Raw genomic sequence first — 16,407 nt, 5'->3', positions numbered from 1 at the left:
CGCAGGATGCTTATTGTTGGAGTGCGCGGGTTTTTCCCGAGGCCCGGAGTGTTTATCATGGCCGGCTGCTACGTCTGGTTTCCCGATAACGGGAGGCTAATGGCCAGACGCCTATTTCCAGGAGTTGCTGCATGACCTTTTCTTTGGCCGCCAAACTGTCGGTGTTGCTGCTGTTTATCGGCAGCACGCTGTATGTGCATTTGCGTGGCAAGGCCCGTTTGCCGATGTTGCGTCAGTTCGTCAACCATTCGGCGCTGTTCGCCCCGTATAACGCCTTGATGTATATCTTCTCTGCCGTGCCGTCCAAGCCGTACCTGGACCGCAGCAAGTTCCCGGAGCTGGATGTGCTCAAGGACAACTGGGAAGTGATTCGCGAAGAGGCCATGCACCTGTTCGACGAGGGTTACATCCGCGCCGCCGAGAAGAACAATGACGCCGGTTTCGGTTCGTTCTTCAAGAAGGGCTGGAAGCGTTTCTACCTCAAGTGGTACGACAAACCGTTGCCGTCGGCTGAACTGCTGTGCCCGAAAACCGTGGCCCTGGTCAGCAGCATTCCCAACGTCAAGGGCGCGATGTTTGCCCTGTTGCCCGGTGGCAGCCACCTCAACCCGCACCGCGACCCGTTTGCCGGTTCCCTGCGTTACCACCTGGGGCTGTCTACGCCCAACTCCGATGACTGCCGCATCTTCGTCGACGGCCAGGTATACGCCTGGCGCGACGGTGAAGACGTGATGTTCGACGAAACTTACGTGCATTGGGTGAAGAACGAAACCGAGCACACCCGGGTGATTCTGTTCTGCGACATCGAACGCCCGCTGAGCAGCCGCCTGATGACCCGCATCAACCGTTGGGTCAGCGCCCAACTGGGCCGTGCTACCGCGCCACAGAACCTGGACGACGAACGCGTTGGCGGGATCAACCAGGCGTATGCCTGGAGCAAGCGCTTCAGCGACAGCTTCAGCGGTGTGGTCAAGCAGTGGAAGCGCAAGCATCCGAAGGCGTATCGCATCCTGCGGCCGGTGCTGGCAGTGGTGGTGCTGACGGCGTTGGGGTATTGGTTGTTTGGCTGATCCAAGTGCCTGAAACGAAAAAGCCGCTCTGTTGGAGCGGTTTTTTTATGGGGGATTATTTACGGCCTGCCAATACGCCTGCTGGCTCGTCGACTCCCTCAAGGAGAGCTCGAAGTATGCGTGGATCAATTGCCGGGAGCTCATCGGTAAGCTGTTCGTGGCTACGGGCTGATTTTTTGTTTTTTGTTGCTTTATTTTGAACGAGACCTTTCATGGTGTCTCCGAATTGATCATTAATTGATCGATGCTCAGAATCCTAAGCGTTGCCTATTTCCTTTGCAAGCCTGCCGGAAGCATCGAATGTAAAGCCCAGTTTTTCATAGATTGGAACTGCTCCCGGTAAAGGCTCCTGTATTTCGATGGTGTTGCTGCCAACGATCCGTACGTAATGTTCGACGGCCATCAATGCAAGCGGGGCAATGTAACCGCGCAGTGAATGACCACCTCCTGGTTTTGCCTCTAATCGGACGATCCGCATCCTTAGCCGGCTGTGGTTCGGGTTGGCAAAGCACAGTCCACAGAGTTCACGATCCAACCAGATTGAAAGGTCGAAATACATCAGCTCTTTCGCTTTCCACTGTACGACCTCTTCCCATGAAAAGCAGGGCGACTCCCATGTGTGATAAGCATCCAGGGCAGCCCCATTTATTGCTTCAAATCGGACGTGCGTGAGGTTTGGTATACCGTCGGTTGCGTGCTCCAATTTGGTCGGCAATCGGGCTAGTGTTGCGTTGGCAAAGTTGCGGGCTTTTGACCTATTCAACTGGTACCTGAGAAAGGTGTGTGGTCGCGGCATTTTTTCTCTTGAGGTTGTGGGGGCTGGTTTTTCCAGCCTAGGCATGCACCCATCGCCTGTCCTTACTGGCCTTTTGGCAAACTCATTGCAAAGCATGTCCCCTGCTGGTTATAGTCGCCCACTGGTGTTTTCAGACACCGTATTCATCCCCTCAAAAAAGATCAGCACATGCCAGCTTCCCTGCGCATAGCGGTAGTCGATTCAGCGGTCAACGCTGCGGTCGTGCCGTGCGGGAACCAGCAGCCTGCGCAGATCAGTCACTACCCCCCACCTGTCAGTAGCACGCCGGTGTACGCAGTCGTATCACCGCCGGGTGTTGGCATTTCGGGCTGATCAGCTGATTGCTGTTCCCCTGTGCCCGCCTGAAAAAAACCTACTGAATTTCAGCTGTTGCTGAGTTGGCTTTTTGCCTGATCACAGGTGGTATCCATGTCTGTTCTTTCGAAACAATCCGTGGCCGCGGCGGCCTCGACGAGCCTGTTTGTCTTGCTGTGGAGCAGCGGGGCAATTTTCTCCAAATGGGGCCTGGCCCACGCCTCACCCTTTGCATTTCTGCTGATCCGTTTTGCCATCGCCCTGGCGGGGCTGGTGATTCTGGTGCCGGTCCTCAAACTGAAATTGCCACGCCCCGGCAAGCCGATGCTCTACGCGGCGGCCACCGGCCTGGTGCTGTTGGGGGCTTACCAGATTTTCTATCTGCTGGCCCTGGACCTCAAAGTGACGCCGGGCATGATGGCGACCATCATGGGCGTGCAACCTATCCTTACCGTGGTGTTGATGGAGCGCCGGCGTTCCTGGAGCCGGATGTTCGGCCTGGCGCTGGGGTTGGCGGGGTTGATCATGGTGGTGTATCAGGGCATCGGCATGTCCGGTATGTCCCTGGCGGGGATGCTCTTCGGCTTGCTGGCCCTGGCCAGCATGACCTTCGGCTCGATCATGCAGAAACGCATCACCGATAACCCGTTGGGTACGCTGCCGGTGCAGTACCTGGCCGGCTTGGTCCTGTGCTCGGTGTTTGTGCCGTTCCAGCCGTTTCACTTCGAACACAGCATCGGCTTTTTCGTGCCGGTGCTGTGGATGGGGCTGGTGGTGTCACTGCTGGCGACACTGTTGCTGTACCGGCTGATCGCCCGGGGCAATCTGGTGAATGTCACCAGCCTGTTCTACCTGGTGCCGGCAGTGACGGCGGTGATGGACTACCTGATCTTCGGCAACCGCCTGGCAATGCTGAGCTTGCTGGGGATGGGCTTGATCATTGTCGGATTGGCTTTTGTGTTCCGTAAGAGCTGATCAACCCCCCCTGTAGGAGCGAGCTTGCTCGCGAAGGACGTCAACGATAACGCGGGAAGCCTGACCCCCCGCGTTGATCTTTCGTTTTTCGCTAGCAAGCTCGCTCCTACAAGGATTTGGCCAATTTCCCTGGCCGAAGCACCAGCCACAACGCCCCCGCAATCAACAACCCGCCATACAGATGCGCCATGGACAGCGGCTCATCCAGCAGCAACGCGCCCCACAACACCCCGAACGGCGGAATCATGAAGGTCACGGTCATCGACTTCACCGGGCCGATGGACGTCAGCAGGCGGAAGTACAGGATGTAGGCAAACGCCGTACACACCAGCCCCAATCCCAGCAGCGACAACCACACAGGCCAACCGCCCCAACTGACCGGTGGATGGCTGATGGCACTCCAGGCAAACAGCGGCAGCAGAAACAGCGTGGCCCCCAGCATACTGCCCAAGGCCGCGAGGCGACTGTCCAGGCCGCCCCGTTGATCGAGCCAGCGCCGCGCCAAAAAGCCCGCGAAGCCATAACAGGTGGTCGCCAACAGGCACGCCAGCGCGCCCATCAGCAATTCCATATCGAAGGCCACCGGCCCCGCGCGGGTCAGGATGCCCACACCGAACAAACCCAGGCACACCCCGGCAATTTTTGACGGGGTCAAGCGCTCACTGAAAAACAGCCCGCCAATCATCACGCCCATCAGAGGCGTCGTGGCATTGAAGATCGCCGAGTAACCGGCCGGCAGCACTTGGGCCGCCACCGAATACATAGTGGCGGGAATACCCGAGTTGATCACGCCCAGCAACAGCACCGTCTTGAACTTGCCTTGGAAATCCCAACTCACCCGCATCAAGGCGAGGATCACCAGCAGCCCGGTGGCGGCAATCGACACCCGGAAAAACGCAGTAGGAAGGATGCCGATTTCCGGCGCGATAATCCGCATGAACAGAAAACTCGCGCCCCAGATAGCGGCCAGCACCAACAGGTGCAGGGTGTCGACAGGTCTCACGGAAAAACTCCTACTCGATAAGGGCGGAAGTGTTGCCCACGGGCCTGCCTGACACAATCGCTAATACATGTTTTTACAGCACGAAACGGGTCACCAAGCCATTGAGGTCCACCGCCAGCCGCGACAGCTCCTGGCTGGCCGCCGAGGTCTGGGTGGCTCCGGCTGCGGTTTGTGTCGACAGATCCCGAATGTTCACCAGGCTGCGGTCCACTTCACGGGCCACCAACGCCTGCTGCTCGGCGGCACTGGCGATCACCAGGTTGCGCTGGCTGATCTGCGAGATCGCCGCGGTGATTTTCTCCAGCGCGCTGCCGGCGCTATTGGCCCGTTGCAAGGTCTGGCCGGCGTGTTCGGCGCTGCTGTTCAGGGCGCCGACGGTGTCCTGGGTACCTTGCTGGATACCGTTGATCATCTGCTCGATTTCTTCGGTGGAGTCCTGGGTGCGTTGTGCCAGGGAGCGCACTTCGTCCGCCACCACCGCAAAACCACGACCGGCCTCGCCTGCGCGGGCCGCCTCAATGGCCGCATTGAGCGCCAGCAGGTTGGTCTGCCCGGCAATCCCGCGAATCACTTCCAGTACCTTGCTGATGTCCTGGGCCTGCGCCGCCAGGCCTTCGGCCTTGGTCGAGGCGCCGAGCACTTCGTCCACCAGGTTCTGGATCGAGCTGATGGTTTCGCTGATCTGGTAGTGGCCGTGCTTGCTGTCTTCGTCGGAGGCCTTTGAGGCTTCGGCGCTGGACACCGCATTGCCTGCCACTTCGTCGACTGCCGCACTCATCTGCGTCACGGCGGTGGCCGCCTGTTCGATCTCGTCGTTCTGCGCCTGCAGGCCACGGGTGCTCTGTTCCATCACCGAACTCATCTCTTCCGCCGCCGATGCCAGCTGTTGCGAGGACTCGCTGATGCCACGGATGGTTTCCTGCAGGTTGGCCTGCATGGTGGCCAGGGCGGTGAGCAGTTGGGCCGCTTCATCCTTGCCCTCCACGATGATCGGCCGGCTCAGGTCGCCGGACGCGATGGTGCGGGCCACTGTCAGTGCCTGGCCGATGGGCGTGGTGATGCTGCGGGTCAGGAGCCAGGCCAGCAACAAGGTGGCCAGCAGGGCGGTAAGGATAATGGTGCCCACTACCCACTGGGCGCTGGTGTACATCCGGGCCGCTGATTCTGCTGCGTCCTCCACACCTTTCTGGTTGAAGGTGATCATGTCTTCCAGGCTTTTATTGAGGACCGTGCCCTGGGGCGCCAGGCGGCTGTTGAGCAGGTCCATGGCGTTTTGCTGTTGGTCCTGGTCGACCAATTGAATCATCTGGGCGACGATCGTCATGTAGCTCGCAACGTTGGCTTTCAACTGCTTGAGCATGTCGCGTTCTTGCTCGTTGTTCAGCAGGGCTTCGTGGCGCTTAAGCAATTCTTCAAGGTCAGCGCCTTGGCGGGTGATCAGGTTTTTGCTGTTGTCCCGCACTCTGGATTCATCAGTGGTCAGCAAGCGCAACGCTTCCAGGCGGATGCTGGCGACATAGGCGGCGCTGTCGTGGATGTTCTCAATGCTCGGCATCCATGATTCTTCGATGATCAGCGCGCTTTCCCGCAGCTTGGCCATCTGGCCCAGGCCAAACAGGCCGACCAGGATCAACAGACTGGCCAAAACCCCAAAACTCAGACTGGCACGCAGACCGATCCCCATATTCCTCAATGACATCTCAATGCTCCTTGGGCGATTAGAACCTGTTCCCGGATCGGTCTTCTGACCTTGTTAGGGTGGGAGAGGGCGCGCTATATAGCAAAGAGCCATCACTCTTGTAATCAGGGTTTCCCTTACGTTGGATCCAATGCTCGCTTGGTAACGGAGGCCAGGCGCGGTAGAGCAAAAACTCTCATTTACCCGGGCGCTCGCGGGCAAGGCACGCCGCTCAAGGCCTGCAGGTGAAACGTTTAATGGCGAAAGAGTGACTGATTGATGCTTTTACTGACCGATTGGTCGAATTAAATAAACAGTAAATAAATGTACGAAATGAACAATCTTGTACAAGGCTGTATGAAAAATGACCCTTCTCCTGTTCTCGTACACTGGCTAAGCTCAGCTCACTCCAGATGCCCGCAGAGGTTTCCCAAATGCCGCAGCAAACGCCAGCCCTCGACATTGCGCAGATGATCCTCGACGGCTTCGACGACTACCGCGAGCACTTCCGCCAGATCACCGACGGCGCCCGGGAACGTTTCGAAAAGGCGCAGTGGCAGCAAGGGCAGGCGGCTTCGGCTGCACGCATCAATCTGTATGAAGACAAGGTCAGCGAAGTCACGGCGCGGTTGCGGGAAGCCTTTGATGAGGCCGTATTACTCGACATTGGCCTCTGGCCGCTGGTGAAAAGCGCCTACATCAGCCTGATCGACCTGCGGTTTGACGATGAGCTGTCCGAGACCTGGTACAACTCGACGTTCTGCGGCCTGTTCAGCCATGACCTGATCAGTGACGGCTGCATGTTCATTCATACCACCCGGCCCAGCCTGCGTCGCGCCCGTGCTGCGCAAACCCGCACCTACAAGCCCGGCGGCAAGCTGGCGGGCATGCTGGAACAGATGTTCACCGACTACCGCTTCAGCGAGCCTTACGCCGACCTGCCCGCTGACCTGCGCCGCCTGGAAGCGCAACTGCGGGAAAACCTGCCGGACTGGGTGTGCAAAGACCCGGACCTCAACGTCGAACTGTTTTCCTCGGTGTTGTACCGCAACAAAGGCGCGTACCTCGTAGGGCGTATCTACACCCGCGATGAGCAATGGCCGCTGGTGATTCCGCTGCTGCACCGGGAAGGCCGCGGTATCCAGATCGATGCACTGATCACCGACGAGGCCGATGTGTCGATCATCTTCTCGTTCACCCGTTCCTATTTCATGGTGGATGTGCCGGTACCGGCCGAGTTTATCGGCTTCCTCAAGCGCATCCTGCCGGGCAAGCACATTGCCGAGCTGTACACCTCCATCGGCTTCTACAAGCACGGCAAATCCGAGTTCTACCGGGCGCTGATCAACCACCTCGCCACCACCGACGACCAGTTCATCATGGCGCCGGGCGTGCGCGGCATGGTCATGAGCGTGTTTACCCTGCCGGGCTTCAATACCGTGTTCAAGATCATCAAGGACCGGTTTTCGCCGTCGAAAAACGTCAACCGCGCCACCGTGATCGAGAAGTACCGGCTGGTGAAAAGTGTCGACCGGGTAGGGCGCATGGCTGACACCCAGGAGTTCGCCGACTTCCGTTTTCCGCTGAGCAAGTTCGAGCCCGAATGCCTGGCTGAGCTGCTTGAAGTCGCCGCCGGCACTGTCGAGGTGGAAGGCGATACCGTGCTGATCCGCCACTGCTGGACCGAGCGGCGCATGACTCCGCTCAACCTCTACCTGGAAAACGCCAACGAAGCTCAGGTGCGCGAAGCGCTGGAAGACTACGGCCTGGCGATCAAACAACTGGCGGCGGCGAATATTTTCCCCGGCGACATGCTGCTGAAGAATTTTGGCGTCACCCGTCACGGCCGCGTGGTGTTCTACGACTACGACGAAATATGCTTCCTGACCGAGGCCAACTTCCGGCATATCCCGGCGCCGCGCACCCCCGAAGATGAAATGGCCTCCGAGCCCTGGTACTCCATCGGCCCGCTGGATGTGTTCCCGGAGGAATTCCCGCCGTTCCTGTTTGCCGATTCCGGCCAGCGCAGGCTATTCGATGAACTGCATGGCGAGTTGTACAACGCCGACTATTGGAAAAGCCTGCAAGAGGCGATTCGCGCCGGCAAGGTGATCGATGTGTTTCCTTACCGGCGCAAGGGGCTGGATAACGAATAGGGCAACGGGCGGAACATTGCCCTTGAGCTCCTGTTATGCAGGCGGCTGCCACTGACGACTTAACGGCGGGGTATCGGCCCCCTCGTTCAAGGCTTTCAGGTGTGCTTCATAGCCTTCCCTGACCTGCGCCGGTACACCCACGACGGGCGCGTGCACGGGAGGCGTGTTTGCTCCCTCGGCCATGGCCTTTTCAATAAAGGCCTGGCTGCCAAGGTGGCGCAAGTTGATCACTTCATTAATGAAATCAGTGGCGCCGGCATTGTCGATATTCGGGTATCGATCGGCGATTCCGGCACGCAGCATGGTGCGATCATCCGCCGTAAAGTTATTCTCACCCTTGGCCACATAGGCGGGCATGAGCCCCGACAGGGCGGCCGTTGAGGCCTTCACCGTGCCCAATTGAGGGGATACGACCACCGACGGTACCTGGCTCGATGTCTGGTTTTCCACTTCTGCCGCAACGCCACGTGGGCCTTTTTTCTCCAGCGCCTGCTGTTGGAAATAAGCCCGGGCCGCCAGGTAGTCCGTCACCTGATGCTTCAATACCTGCATTGCCGGTGCGAAGACCGTGGTTGCGGCCCACGCCTGCTGGTATTGCTGAATGTCTGTCGCGCTGGCGCCTTGCAAGATCAACTGCGACAACCGCTCGGCCTGTTCGCCAGGAAGGTGCTCCAGTTGCTGGAAAATACGCTCGGCGGCATGGTCCAGATAACTGTGCTGAACATTCCCCGCCAGTTGCGCCACGGCGGCACCGACAATGAGCAGGCCGTTACTGCTGTCGCTACCGCGTGTTTGCAGGCCCAGGACGGTCTTGTAGGGCTGGTCGCTATAAATCTGATCGTAGTCGTAGATTGGTTCCAGTGTCCCCTGCAGGGCTCCCAGTATTGCGCCGGCGCTTCCAGGTTTATTGATATCCTGACCCAGGGCGTACACGTAGTAATCGGCGTCCAGGGTTTTGCGCGTTGCCTGTGGGTTATCGCCGGGAGCACTGTAGCTCAGCCGTAAAGGGGCACCTCCAGGCGTGGTAGCCGGGTGGATGTCCAGTGCATCCACCGAGACCAGGTGGTTGTTCGCCACCTCTGGCGCAAATTTCAGCTGATGACCGTCGAGCAGCACCGGTCGGGTGCTCCGAATCAGCCAATCAACATGGGCCCCCAGTTCTCCCGCGCGCTCGACCGCATCAATGCCGGCGTTGGGGCCGTGCACTACCACGTGTTTACCCGCGAATTTTTCAGGATGGCTGTCGGTTTCCCGCATGAACTCGTCCAGGTCCAATACCTTGCCGCGCAGGGCCTCCTGCTGGTGCAGCTGGATGTTATCCAGGCGTTTTTCTGCCAATGTCTGGGGGCCGTCGTTGTTCCATAAGCGAGTGTGCGGCCCGGCGCCCATGCCGAGCACGACTTGGCGGCTGTCTAACGTCTGGCCGTTGTCCAGCTGAATTTGATAGGTGCCGTTTTTCAGCTGGCGAATGCTGCTGACCTGTGTCGGCAGGTGTTCTGCCCCAAGCGCTTGTGCCCGATCCAGCTGCTGCTGGTTACTCGCTGCAAACTCGGCCCGATCCGCGTATCCGGGGTTGTAGGCGGGAGCCTTGGGGCCCCACTGGTCGATGATTTCATGTTGGTGATTGATGTAGCCTTGGCCGCGAACAGATGCCGACCAAGGGTCTTCCTGGCCGATAATGCTCACTTTGCCCCGCAGGGGTTGCTGTTGGTCACCTGCGGAAAATCGCCCGTTCAGTTCGTTGGCCAGATAGGCCACGCTGCTGCCGACACCGACAAAGGTCAGGTCGCGCACCCGGTGAGGATCAAGTGGTTTGTCGGCGTTGGTGACGGCCTGGTTGCCCGTTGTGGGTGATGTGAGGGTTAGGGTATTGGCTCTTTGGGGCTGCGGGTCATGCAGTGTCTTTCCGATCAGCATCAGGATAATCCTCTTTCAAAAAGGCCCCATCCGCGGGCATAAAGAACTTCTCCCTGGCGTTGTGTATCGCAAAGGCTGCGATCATCAACGCCCCATTAGAACGACTCTCGCTATTTGAACTGTAAAGATTGTTCTGAGTGGGACGTGTGATCTATTTACCAACGACGTAGGAAAGAGCATTCGGCGACAGACTCGTCCTTGTTCGCCGAAATCTGCGACAATCGCGGCCCTGAATTTTGCCGATCACGTCACCGCAGGCCCACCTGCCTCACTAAGAAGACCTTTGCGTATCTGATGACTGACCAAGCGCCCGCTATCGACCAACTGCTGAAAAACCTCGATCACGCCATGCTCGCCGACCGCCACCGCTTGCGGCGGCAGCTGCTTGAGCTGCGCAAGAAACCCGATGAGGAAAAACTTGCGCAGTGGGTGACGCGGATGCAGGCCTCCTGTGCCCAGGTGACGGCGCGGCGTGCCAGCCTGCCGGTGATTCGTTACGACGACAGCCTGCCGATTGCCGCCAAGCGCGATGAGATCAAAGAGGCGCTGCTCAAGCATCAGGTGCTGATCATTGCCGGTGAGACCGGTTCGGGTAAAACCACGCAGTTGCCGAAAATCTGCCTGGAAATCGGCCGTGGCCAATACGGCCTGATCGGCCACACCCAGCCACGGCGGATTGCGGCGCGCAGCGTGGCCAGCCGGGTTGCCGAAGAGTTGGCGACGCCGCTGGGGTCGCTGGTGGGTTATCAGGTGCGGTTTGAGGATCAGAGTGACTCCAACACCCTGATCAAGCTGATGACCGACGGTATCCTGCTGGCCGAAACCCAGAATGACCGCTACCTCGAACGCTACGACACGATCATCGTCGACGAGGCCCATGAACGCAGCCTGAACATCGACTTCCTGCTGGGTTACCTGAAAACCCTGCTGCCACGGCGCCCGGACCTCAAAGTCATCATCACCTCGGCCACCATCGACCTGGAGCGCTTTTCCAAGCACTTCGACGATGCGCCGATTGTCGAGGTGTCGGGCCGCACCTTCCCGGTGGAAACCTGGTACCGCCCGCTGACCCTGGAGCAGGATGAGGAAGGCAACCGTGTCGAGGATGACCTGACCGTCGACCAGGCGATTCTTGCCACCCTCGATGAGATCGCCGCCTTTGAACGCAGCGAGCGCAAGAGCCCTGGCGATGTGCTGGTGTTCCTGCCCGGCGAGCGCGAGATTCGCGATGCCGCCGACATGCTGCGCAAGGCCCAGCTCAAGCACACCGAAATCCTGCCGCTGTATGCGCGCCTGTCGCCGGCCGAGCAGCAGCGGATCTTCCAGTCCCACCCGGGCCGCCGCGTGGTGCTGGCGACCAACGTCGCGGAAACCTCGCTGACCGTGCCGGGCATTCGCTATGTGATCGACAGCGGCACCGCGCGCATCAGCCGCTACAGCTACCGGGCCAAGGTCCAGCGTTTGCCGATCGAGGCGATTTCCCAGGCCAGCGCCAACCAGCGTAAAGGCCGGTGCGGGCGGGTTGAGCCGGGCATCTGCGTGCGCCTGTACAGCGAAGAAGACTTTATCGGGCGCCCGGAATTTACCGACCCCGAGATTCTGCGTACCAACCTCGCGGCGGTGATCCTGCAGATGTTGCACCTGCGTCTGGGCGAGATCACCGACTTCCCGTTTATCGAGCCGCCGGATGGCAAGGCCATCAGCGACGGTTTCAACCTGCTGCAAGAATTGTCGGCCGTCGACCGCAACAGCCAACTGACGCCGATGGGCCGCCAGCTGGCGCGCTTGCCGGTGGACCCGCGCATGGGCCGCATGTTGCTGGAAGCCGCCAAGCTTGGCAGCTTGCAGGAAGTGCTGATCGTCGCCAGTGCGATGTCGATCCAGGATCCGCGCGAGCGCCCGCCGGAGCGCCAGCAGGCCGCCGACCAGGCTCACGCACAGTGGAAAGATGCCGACTCCGATTTCGCCGGGCTGGTGAATCTGTGGCGCGGCTTTGAAGAACAGCGCCAGGAGCTGACCGCCAGCCCGCTGCGTAACTGGTGCCGCAAGAATTTCCTGAATTACCTGCGCCTGCGGGAATGGCGTGATTCCCACCGCCAGTTGAGCCTGATCTGCCGCGACATGCAGCTGACCGTCAACAAAGAGCCAGCAGACTTCCCGAAACTGCACAAAGCCGTGCTGTCCGGCCTGCTCAGCCAGATTGGCCAGAAGACCGAAGAGGGCGATTACCTCGGCGCGCGTCAGCGGCGTTTCTGGATTCACCCTTCGTCGGGCATCGGCAAGAAGCGCCCGCAATGGCTGATGACCGCCGAACTGGTGGAGACCACCAAGCTGTATGCGCGGATGGTGGCCAAGATCGATGCCGACTGGATCGAGCCGTTGGCCGGGCACCTGATCAAGAAAAACCACTTCGAACCCCATTGGGAGAAGAAGCGCGGCCAGGTGGTGGCGTTTGAGCAGATCACCCTGTTCGGGTTGATCATCGTCGGTCGCCGGCCGGTGCACTACGGGCCGATTGATCCGGTGACGTCCCGCGAACTGTTTATCCGCGAAGGCCTGGTGCGCGGCGAGATTCAGTCCCGGGCCCGCTGCCTGACGGCCAACCAGCAACTGCTGGAGCAGCTCGACGAGCTGGAAGCCAAGGCCCGCCGGCGCGACATCCTGGCGGACGAAGAAACCCTGTACGCGTTCTACGACGCGCGCTTGCCGGCGGAGATTCACCAGACCGCGACCTTCGACAGCTGGTACAAGGTCAACAGCCAGAAAGACCCGCAACTGTTGATCATGCGCGAGGAGGATGTGCTGGCCCGCGAGGCCAGTGAAGTCACCGCCGCCCATTACCCCGACACCTTGCACCTGGGGGACCTGGCCCTGGCCTTGAGTTATCACTTCGAGCCCAATCACCCGCGGGACGGTGTGACCTTGCGCGTGCCGGCGCCACTGTTGCCGGCGTTGCCTCCCGAGCGCCTGGAGTGGCTGGTGCCGGGTGTGATCGAGGCCAAGTGCATTGCCCTGGTGCGTAACCTGCCGAAAGCGCTGCGCAAGAACTTCGTGCCGGTGCCGGATTTCGTCAAGGCAGCGTTGCAGCGTATCGAGTTCGGCCAAGGTTCGTTGCCCCAGGCCTTGGGGCGTGAGTTGTTGCGCATGACCGGGGCACGGGTCAGCGATGAAGCCTGGGCCGAGGCCGCGCAGCAGGTGGAAAACCACCTGAAGATGAACCTGGAAGTGGTCGACGGCCAGGGCAAGTTCCTCGGCGAAGGCCGCGACCTGGCCGAGCTGACCGCGCGTTTTGCCGAAGCCAGCCAGGCGGCGTTGGCCGTGCCGCAGACTGCGAAAAGCCAGCAGCCGGTGGAGGCCAAGGTGTTCGCGGCGGTGGCCGAGAAAACCCAGCAAAACATCGCCGGGCTGTCGATGACGGTTTATCCGGCATTGGTAGAAGAAAGTGGCACGGTCAAGGAAGGGCGTTTCTCCACCGCCGCCGAGGCCGAGTTCCAGCACCGTCGGGCATTGCAGCGCTTGCTGTTGCAGCAATTGGCCGAACCGGCAAAATTCCTGCGGGGCAAGTTGCCCGGCCTTACCGAGTTGGGGCTGATGTACCGCGAGCTGGGGCGTATCGAAGCCCTGGTGGAAGACATTCTGCTGGCCAGCCTCGACAGCTGCGTGCTGGAAGGCGAGGCCAGCCTGCCGCGAGACGGCGCAGGCCTGGCCGCCCTGGCCGAGCGCAAGCGCGGCAGCTGGACCGAGCATGCCGAGCGCCAGGCACGCTTGACCCTCGAAATCCTGAAGCTGTGGCATGGCCTGCAAAAACGCTTCAAAGGCAAGATTGACCTGGCCCAGGCCGTGGCCCTGAACGATATCAAGCAACAACTGAGCAACCTGGTGTATCCCGGTTTCGTGCGGGAAACCCCGGCTCAGTGGTTCAAGGAGCTGCCGCGTTTCCTCAAGGCCATCGAACTGCGCCTGGAGAAATTGCCGAGCCAGGTGCAGAAGGATCGGGTCTGGAGTACCGAACTGGGCGGCCTGTGGAGCCAGTATCAGAACCGCCTGAACAAACACGCCCAGGAAGGCAAGCGCGACCCTCAGTTGGAGCTCTATCGCTGGTGGTTGGAGGAATATCGGGTGTCGTTGTTCGCCCAGCAGTTGGGTACCAAGGTGCCGATTTCCGACAAGCGTTTGAGTAAACAATGGAGCCTGGTCGAAGCATGACCGACGTGCGGCAAGCAACTGTGGCGAGCGACTGTGGTGAGCGAGCAAGCCACAGTCGCTCGCCACAGGGGTAAAGGTGTTTGTCCGGGACAGGGCGCCAAGTTCTCGATGTTGTGGCAAACTTCGCGGTTATAAATGCCGGGATCGTCGAGTTGGGCTGGTGCAGCCGTGGCGCGATGGAATAAAGCGTTTCCAGTTTGAAGGCCGCTGGGCGGCATAAAACTACTTACGGTTTGGTACGACGGTACCAATACCCTTCTGCCTGAACAGATTTAGAGGAACGACCGTGCATAACGTCGTCATCAGCGGCACAGGCCTGTACACCCCGGCCAACAGCATCTCCAACGAAGAGCTGGTGCAGTCTTTCAATGCTTACGTGCAACAGTTCAACCTGGATAACGCCGCCGCCATCGAACGCGGTGAGGTTCAGGCCCTGACCGAATCCAGCGCCGCCTTCATCGAAAAGGCCTCGGGCATCAAGAGCCGCTTTGTCATGGACAAGGCTGGCATTCTCGACCCGCAGCGCATGGCACCGCGCCTGCCCGAGCGTTCCAACGACGAGTGGTCGATCCTCTGCCAGATGGCCGTGGGTGCTGCCGAGCAAGCCTTGCAGCGTGCCGGCAAGACCGCCGCCGACATCGATGGCGTGATCGTCGCCTGTTCCAACCTGCAGCGGGCGTACCCGGCGATTGCCATCGAAGTCCAGGAAGCGCTGGGCATCCAGGGTTTCGGCTTTGACATGAACGTGGCGTGCTCGTCGGCGACTTTCGGCATCCAGAACGCCGCCAACAGCATCCAGCTCGGCCAGGCCCGGGCGATCCTGATGGTCAACCCGGAGATCTGCACCGGTCACCTGAACTTCCGTGACCGTGACAGCCACTTCATCTTCGGTGACGCGGCCACTGCGGTGATTCTGGAGCGCGCGGACCTTGCTACATCGAAGCATCAATTCGACGTAGTGAGCACCAAGCTGCTGACCAAGTTCTCCAACAACATCCGCAATAACTTCGGTTTCCTCAACCGCGCGGCGGAAGAGGGCATCGGTGCTCCAGACAAGCTGTTCGTGCAAGAAGGCCGCAAAGTCTTCCGTGATGTCTGCCCGATGGTCGCCGAGTTGATCGGCAAGCACCTGACGGAAAACCAGCTGAATGTGGGCGATGTGAAGCGTTTCTGGCTGCATCAGGCCAATCTCAGCATGAACCACCTGATCGTCAAGAAACTGCTGGGCCGCGAGGCTTCGGTGGAAGAAGCGCCGGTGATCCTCGATACTTACGCCAACACCAGCTCGGCCGGTTCGGTGATTGCGTTTCACACCTATCAGGACGACTTGCCCAAGGGGGCTGTGGCCGTGCTCAGCTCGTTTGGCGCTGGGTATTCGATTGGTAGCGTGATTCTGCGCAAACGCTGATCATGTTTTGAAATCGAGGTCTTGAATGGCAGCAGCGGACGACGCGCACCTGCTTGAACGATTGCTCAAGGGCGAGCAGCGGGCCTACAAGGAAATGGTCACCACCTACCAGAGCGCCATGCGCGCCGTGGCCTATGCCATCGTCGGCCAGCGCCATGCCGATGAAGTGGTGCAGGACGCCTGGCTCTCGGTAGTGCGCAACCTGGCAAAGTTCGAGGGGCGCTCCAGCCTCAAGACCTGGCTGCTGACCATCACGGCCAACTCGGCCAAGGGCCGCTACAAGCAAAATCGCCGGGAAGTGCTGCTCGATGACCTGCCGTCACCCCACGGCACCATCGGCGATGATCGCTTTGTGCCGGATGACGGTCACTGGGCCGTCGCGCCGTTTGCCTGGCACCAGGACACACCCGAAGCGCTGCTTACCGAAGACGAACTGCGCGAATGCCTGGAGCACACCCTGGCCAGTCTTTCCGAGCTGCAAGGCAGTGTGTTGCTGCTGCGGGAGCGTCAGGGCCTGGAATTGGAAGAGATTTGTAATCTTCTGACACTATCGCTCTCCAATGTTCGTGTGCTGCTGCATCGAGCACGGCTTAAAGTCTTCGCCACGGTGGAGCATTTTGAGGAAACCGGCGAATGTTGACCTGTAAGGAACAAGTGGCGCGTTCCAGTGACTTTCTCGATGGGCAACTGACCTTTCGCGAACGTCTGCTGGTGCGCCATCACCTGATGTTCTGCCCCAACTGCCGGCGCTTTATCCGGCAGATGCGCTTGATGCAGGCGACGCTGAAGATCCTGCCCGAGCCGCCAATCGCCGATATTGATGCGTTGGCCGAACGCCTGGCCGCCGAGCGTTCCCGCGACCAGTAATACCCGTCACTTTTCA

General features: G+C 59.9%; 12 protein-coding genes. 7 read left to right on the top strand and 5 right to left on the bottom strand.

Going from position 1 to position 16,407, the window contains the following annotated elements:
- Window positions 1-131 precede the first annotated feature (131 nt).
- A complete protein-coding gene (locus tag V3W39_RS04785; protein ID WP_017479171.1) occupies window positions 132-1,070 on the top strand; it encodes an aspartyl/asparaginyl beta-hydroxylase domain-containing protein in 939 nt (312 codons plus the stop codon).
- Between the two features lie 55 nt (window positions 1,071-1,125).
- Here the strand turns inward: V3W39_RS04785 and V3W39_RS04780 are convergent, their stop codons facing one another.
- Together V3W39_RS04780 and V3W39_RS04775 are read right to left on the bottom strand one after the other, a co-directional pair.
- Window positions 1,126-1,284 (bottom strand): hypothetical protein, encoded by a 159-nt coding sequence (locus tag V3W39_RS04780; protein WP_294735453.1) that lies wholly within the window; start codon window positions 1,282-1,284, stop codon window positions 1,126-1,128.
- A 42-nt stretch (window positions 1,285-1,326) separates the two neighbouring features.
- Complete coding sequence (locus V3W39_RS04775) at window positions 1,327-1,866, bottom strand: hypothetical protein (protein WP_177121713.1); 540 nt, start codon at window positions 1,864-1,866, stop codon at window positions 1,327-1,329.
- 429 nt (window positions 1,867-2,295) lie between these two features.
- Between V3W39_RS04775 and V3W39_RS04770 the strand changes: the two genes are divergently transcribed.
- Window positions 2,296-3,156, top strand: a complete 861-nt coding sequence (locus V3W39_RS04770; protein ID WP_177113854.1) for a DMT family transporter — start codon at window positions 2,296-2,298, stop codon at window positions 3,154-3,156.
- 106 nt (window positions 3,157-3,262) lie between these two features.
- Here V3W39_RS04770 and V3W39_RS04765 read toward each other — a convergent pair whose 3' ends face one another.
- Together V3W39_RS04765 and V3W39_RS04760 are read right to left on the bottom strand one after the other, a co-directional pair.
- Entirely contained in the window at window positions 3,263-4,159 is an 897-nt protein-coding gene (locus V3W39_RS04765) for a DMT family transporter (protein WP_259198036.1), read from the bottom strand.
- 73 nt (window positions 4,160-4,232) lie between these two features.
- Window positions 4,233-5,843 carry a methyl-accepting chemotaxis protein gene (locus V3W39_RS04760; protein ID WP_442968392.1) on the bottom strand — a complete coding sequence of 537 codons (1,611 nt, stop codon included), beginning with the start codon at window positions 5,841-5,843 and terminating at the stop codon, window positions 4,233-4,235.
- Between the two features lie 428 nt (window positions 5,844-6,271).
- Here V3W39_RS04760 and aceK point away from each other — a divergent pair, with 428 nt between their 5' ends.
- Window positions 6,272-7,993: a bifunctional isocitrate dehydrogenase kinase/phosphatase gene (gene aceK / locus V3W39_RS04755; protein WP_177044910.1), complete on the top strand. Its 1,722-nt coding sequence runs from the start codon at window positions 6,272-6,274 to the stop codon at window positions 7,991-7,993.
- Window positions 7,994-8,026: 33 nt separating this feature from the next.
- On the opposite strand, the gene V3W39_RS04750 is transcribed toward aceK, so the two are convergent.
- Window positions 8,027-9,751 (bottom strand): restriction endonuclease, encoded by a 1,725-nt coding sequence (locus V3W39_RS04750; protein ID WP_330212267.1) that lies wholly within the window; start codon window positions 9,749-9,751, stop codon window positions 8,027-8,029.
- Window positions 9,752-10,204: 453 nt separating this feature from the next.
- On the opposite strand from V3W39_RS04750, the gene hrpA reads away from it, so the two are divergent.
- The 4 genes from hrpA to V3W39_RS04730 all read left to right on the top strand — a co-directional run bounded on the left by hrpA (window position 10,205) and on the right by V3W39_RS04730 (window position 16,391).
- Entirely contained in the window at window positions 10,205-14,116 is a 3,912-nt protein-coding gene (gene hrpA / locus V3W39_RS04745; RefSeq protein WP_259198032.1) for an ATP-dependent RNA helicase HrpA, read from the top strand.
- 286 nt (window positions 14,117-14,402) lie between these two features.
- Window positions 14,403-15,524 (top strand): beta-ketoacyl-ACP synthase III, encoded by a 1,122-nt coding sequence (locus tag V3W39_RS04740; RefSeq protein ID WP_177044906.1) that lies wholly within the window; start codon window positions 14,403-14,405, stop codon window positions 15,522-15,524.
- Window positions 15,525-15,549: 25 nt separating this feature from the next.
- On the top strand, window positions 15,550-16,164 hold the full coding sequence (locus V3W39_RS04735; RefSeq protein ID WP_177079502.1) for an RNA polymerase sigma factor: 615 nt from the start codon (window positions 15,550-15,552) through the stop codon (window positions 16,162-16,164).
- On the top strand, window positions 16,158-16,391 hold the full coding sequence (locus V3W39_RS04730) for an anti-sigma factor family protein (protein ID WP_177044902.1): 234 nt from the start codon (window positions 16,158-16,160) through the stop codon (window positions 16,389-16,391). Before V3W39_RS04735 ends, V3W39_RS04730 begins: the two co-directional genes overlap by 7 nt.
- The last annotated feature ends 16 nt before the right edge of the window (window positions 16,392-16,407 follow it).

This window comes from Pseudomonas sp. Z18(2022), assembly GCF_036346535.1.
GTDB lineage: Bacteria > Pseudomonadota > Gammaproteobacteria > Pseudomonadales > Pseudomonadaceae > Aquipseudomonas > Aquipseudomonas yamanorum_A.
This window is presented reverse-complemented; position numbering and strand designations above follow the sequence as displayed.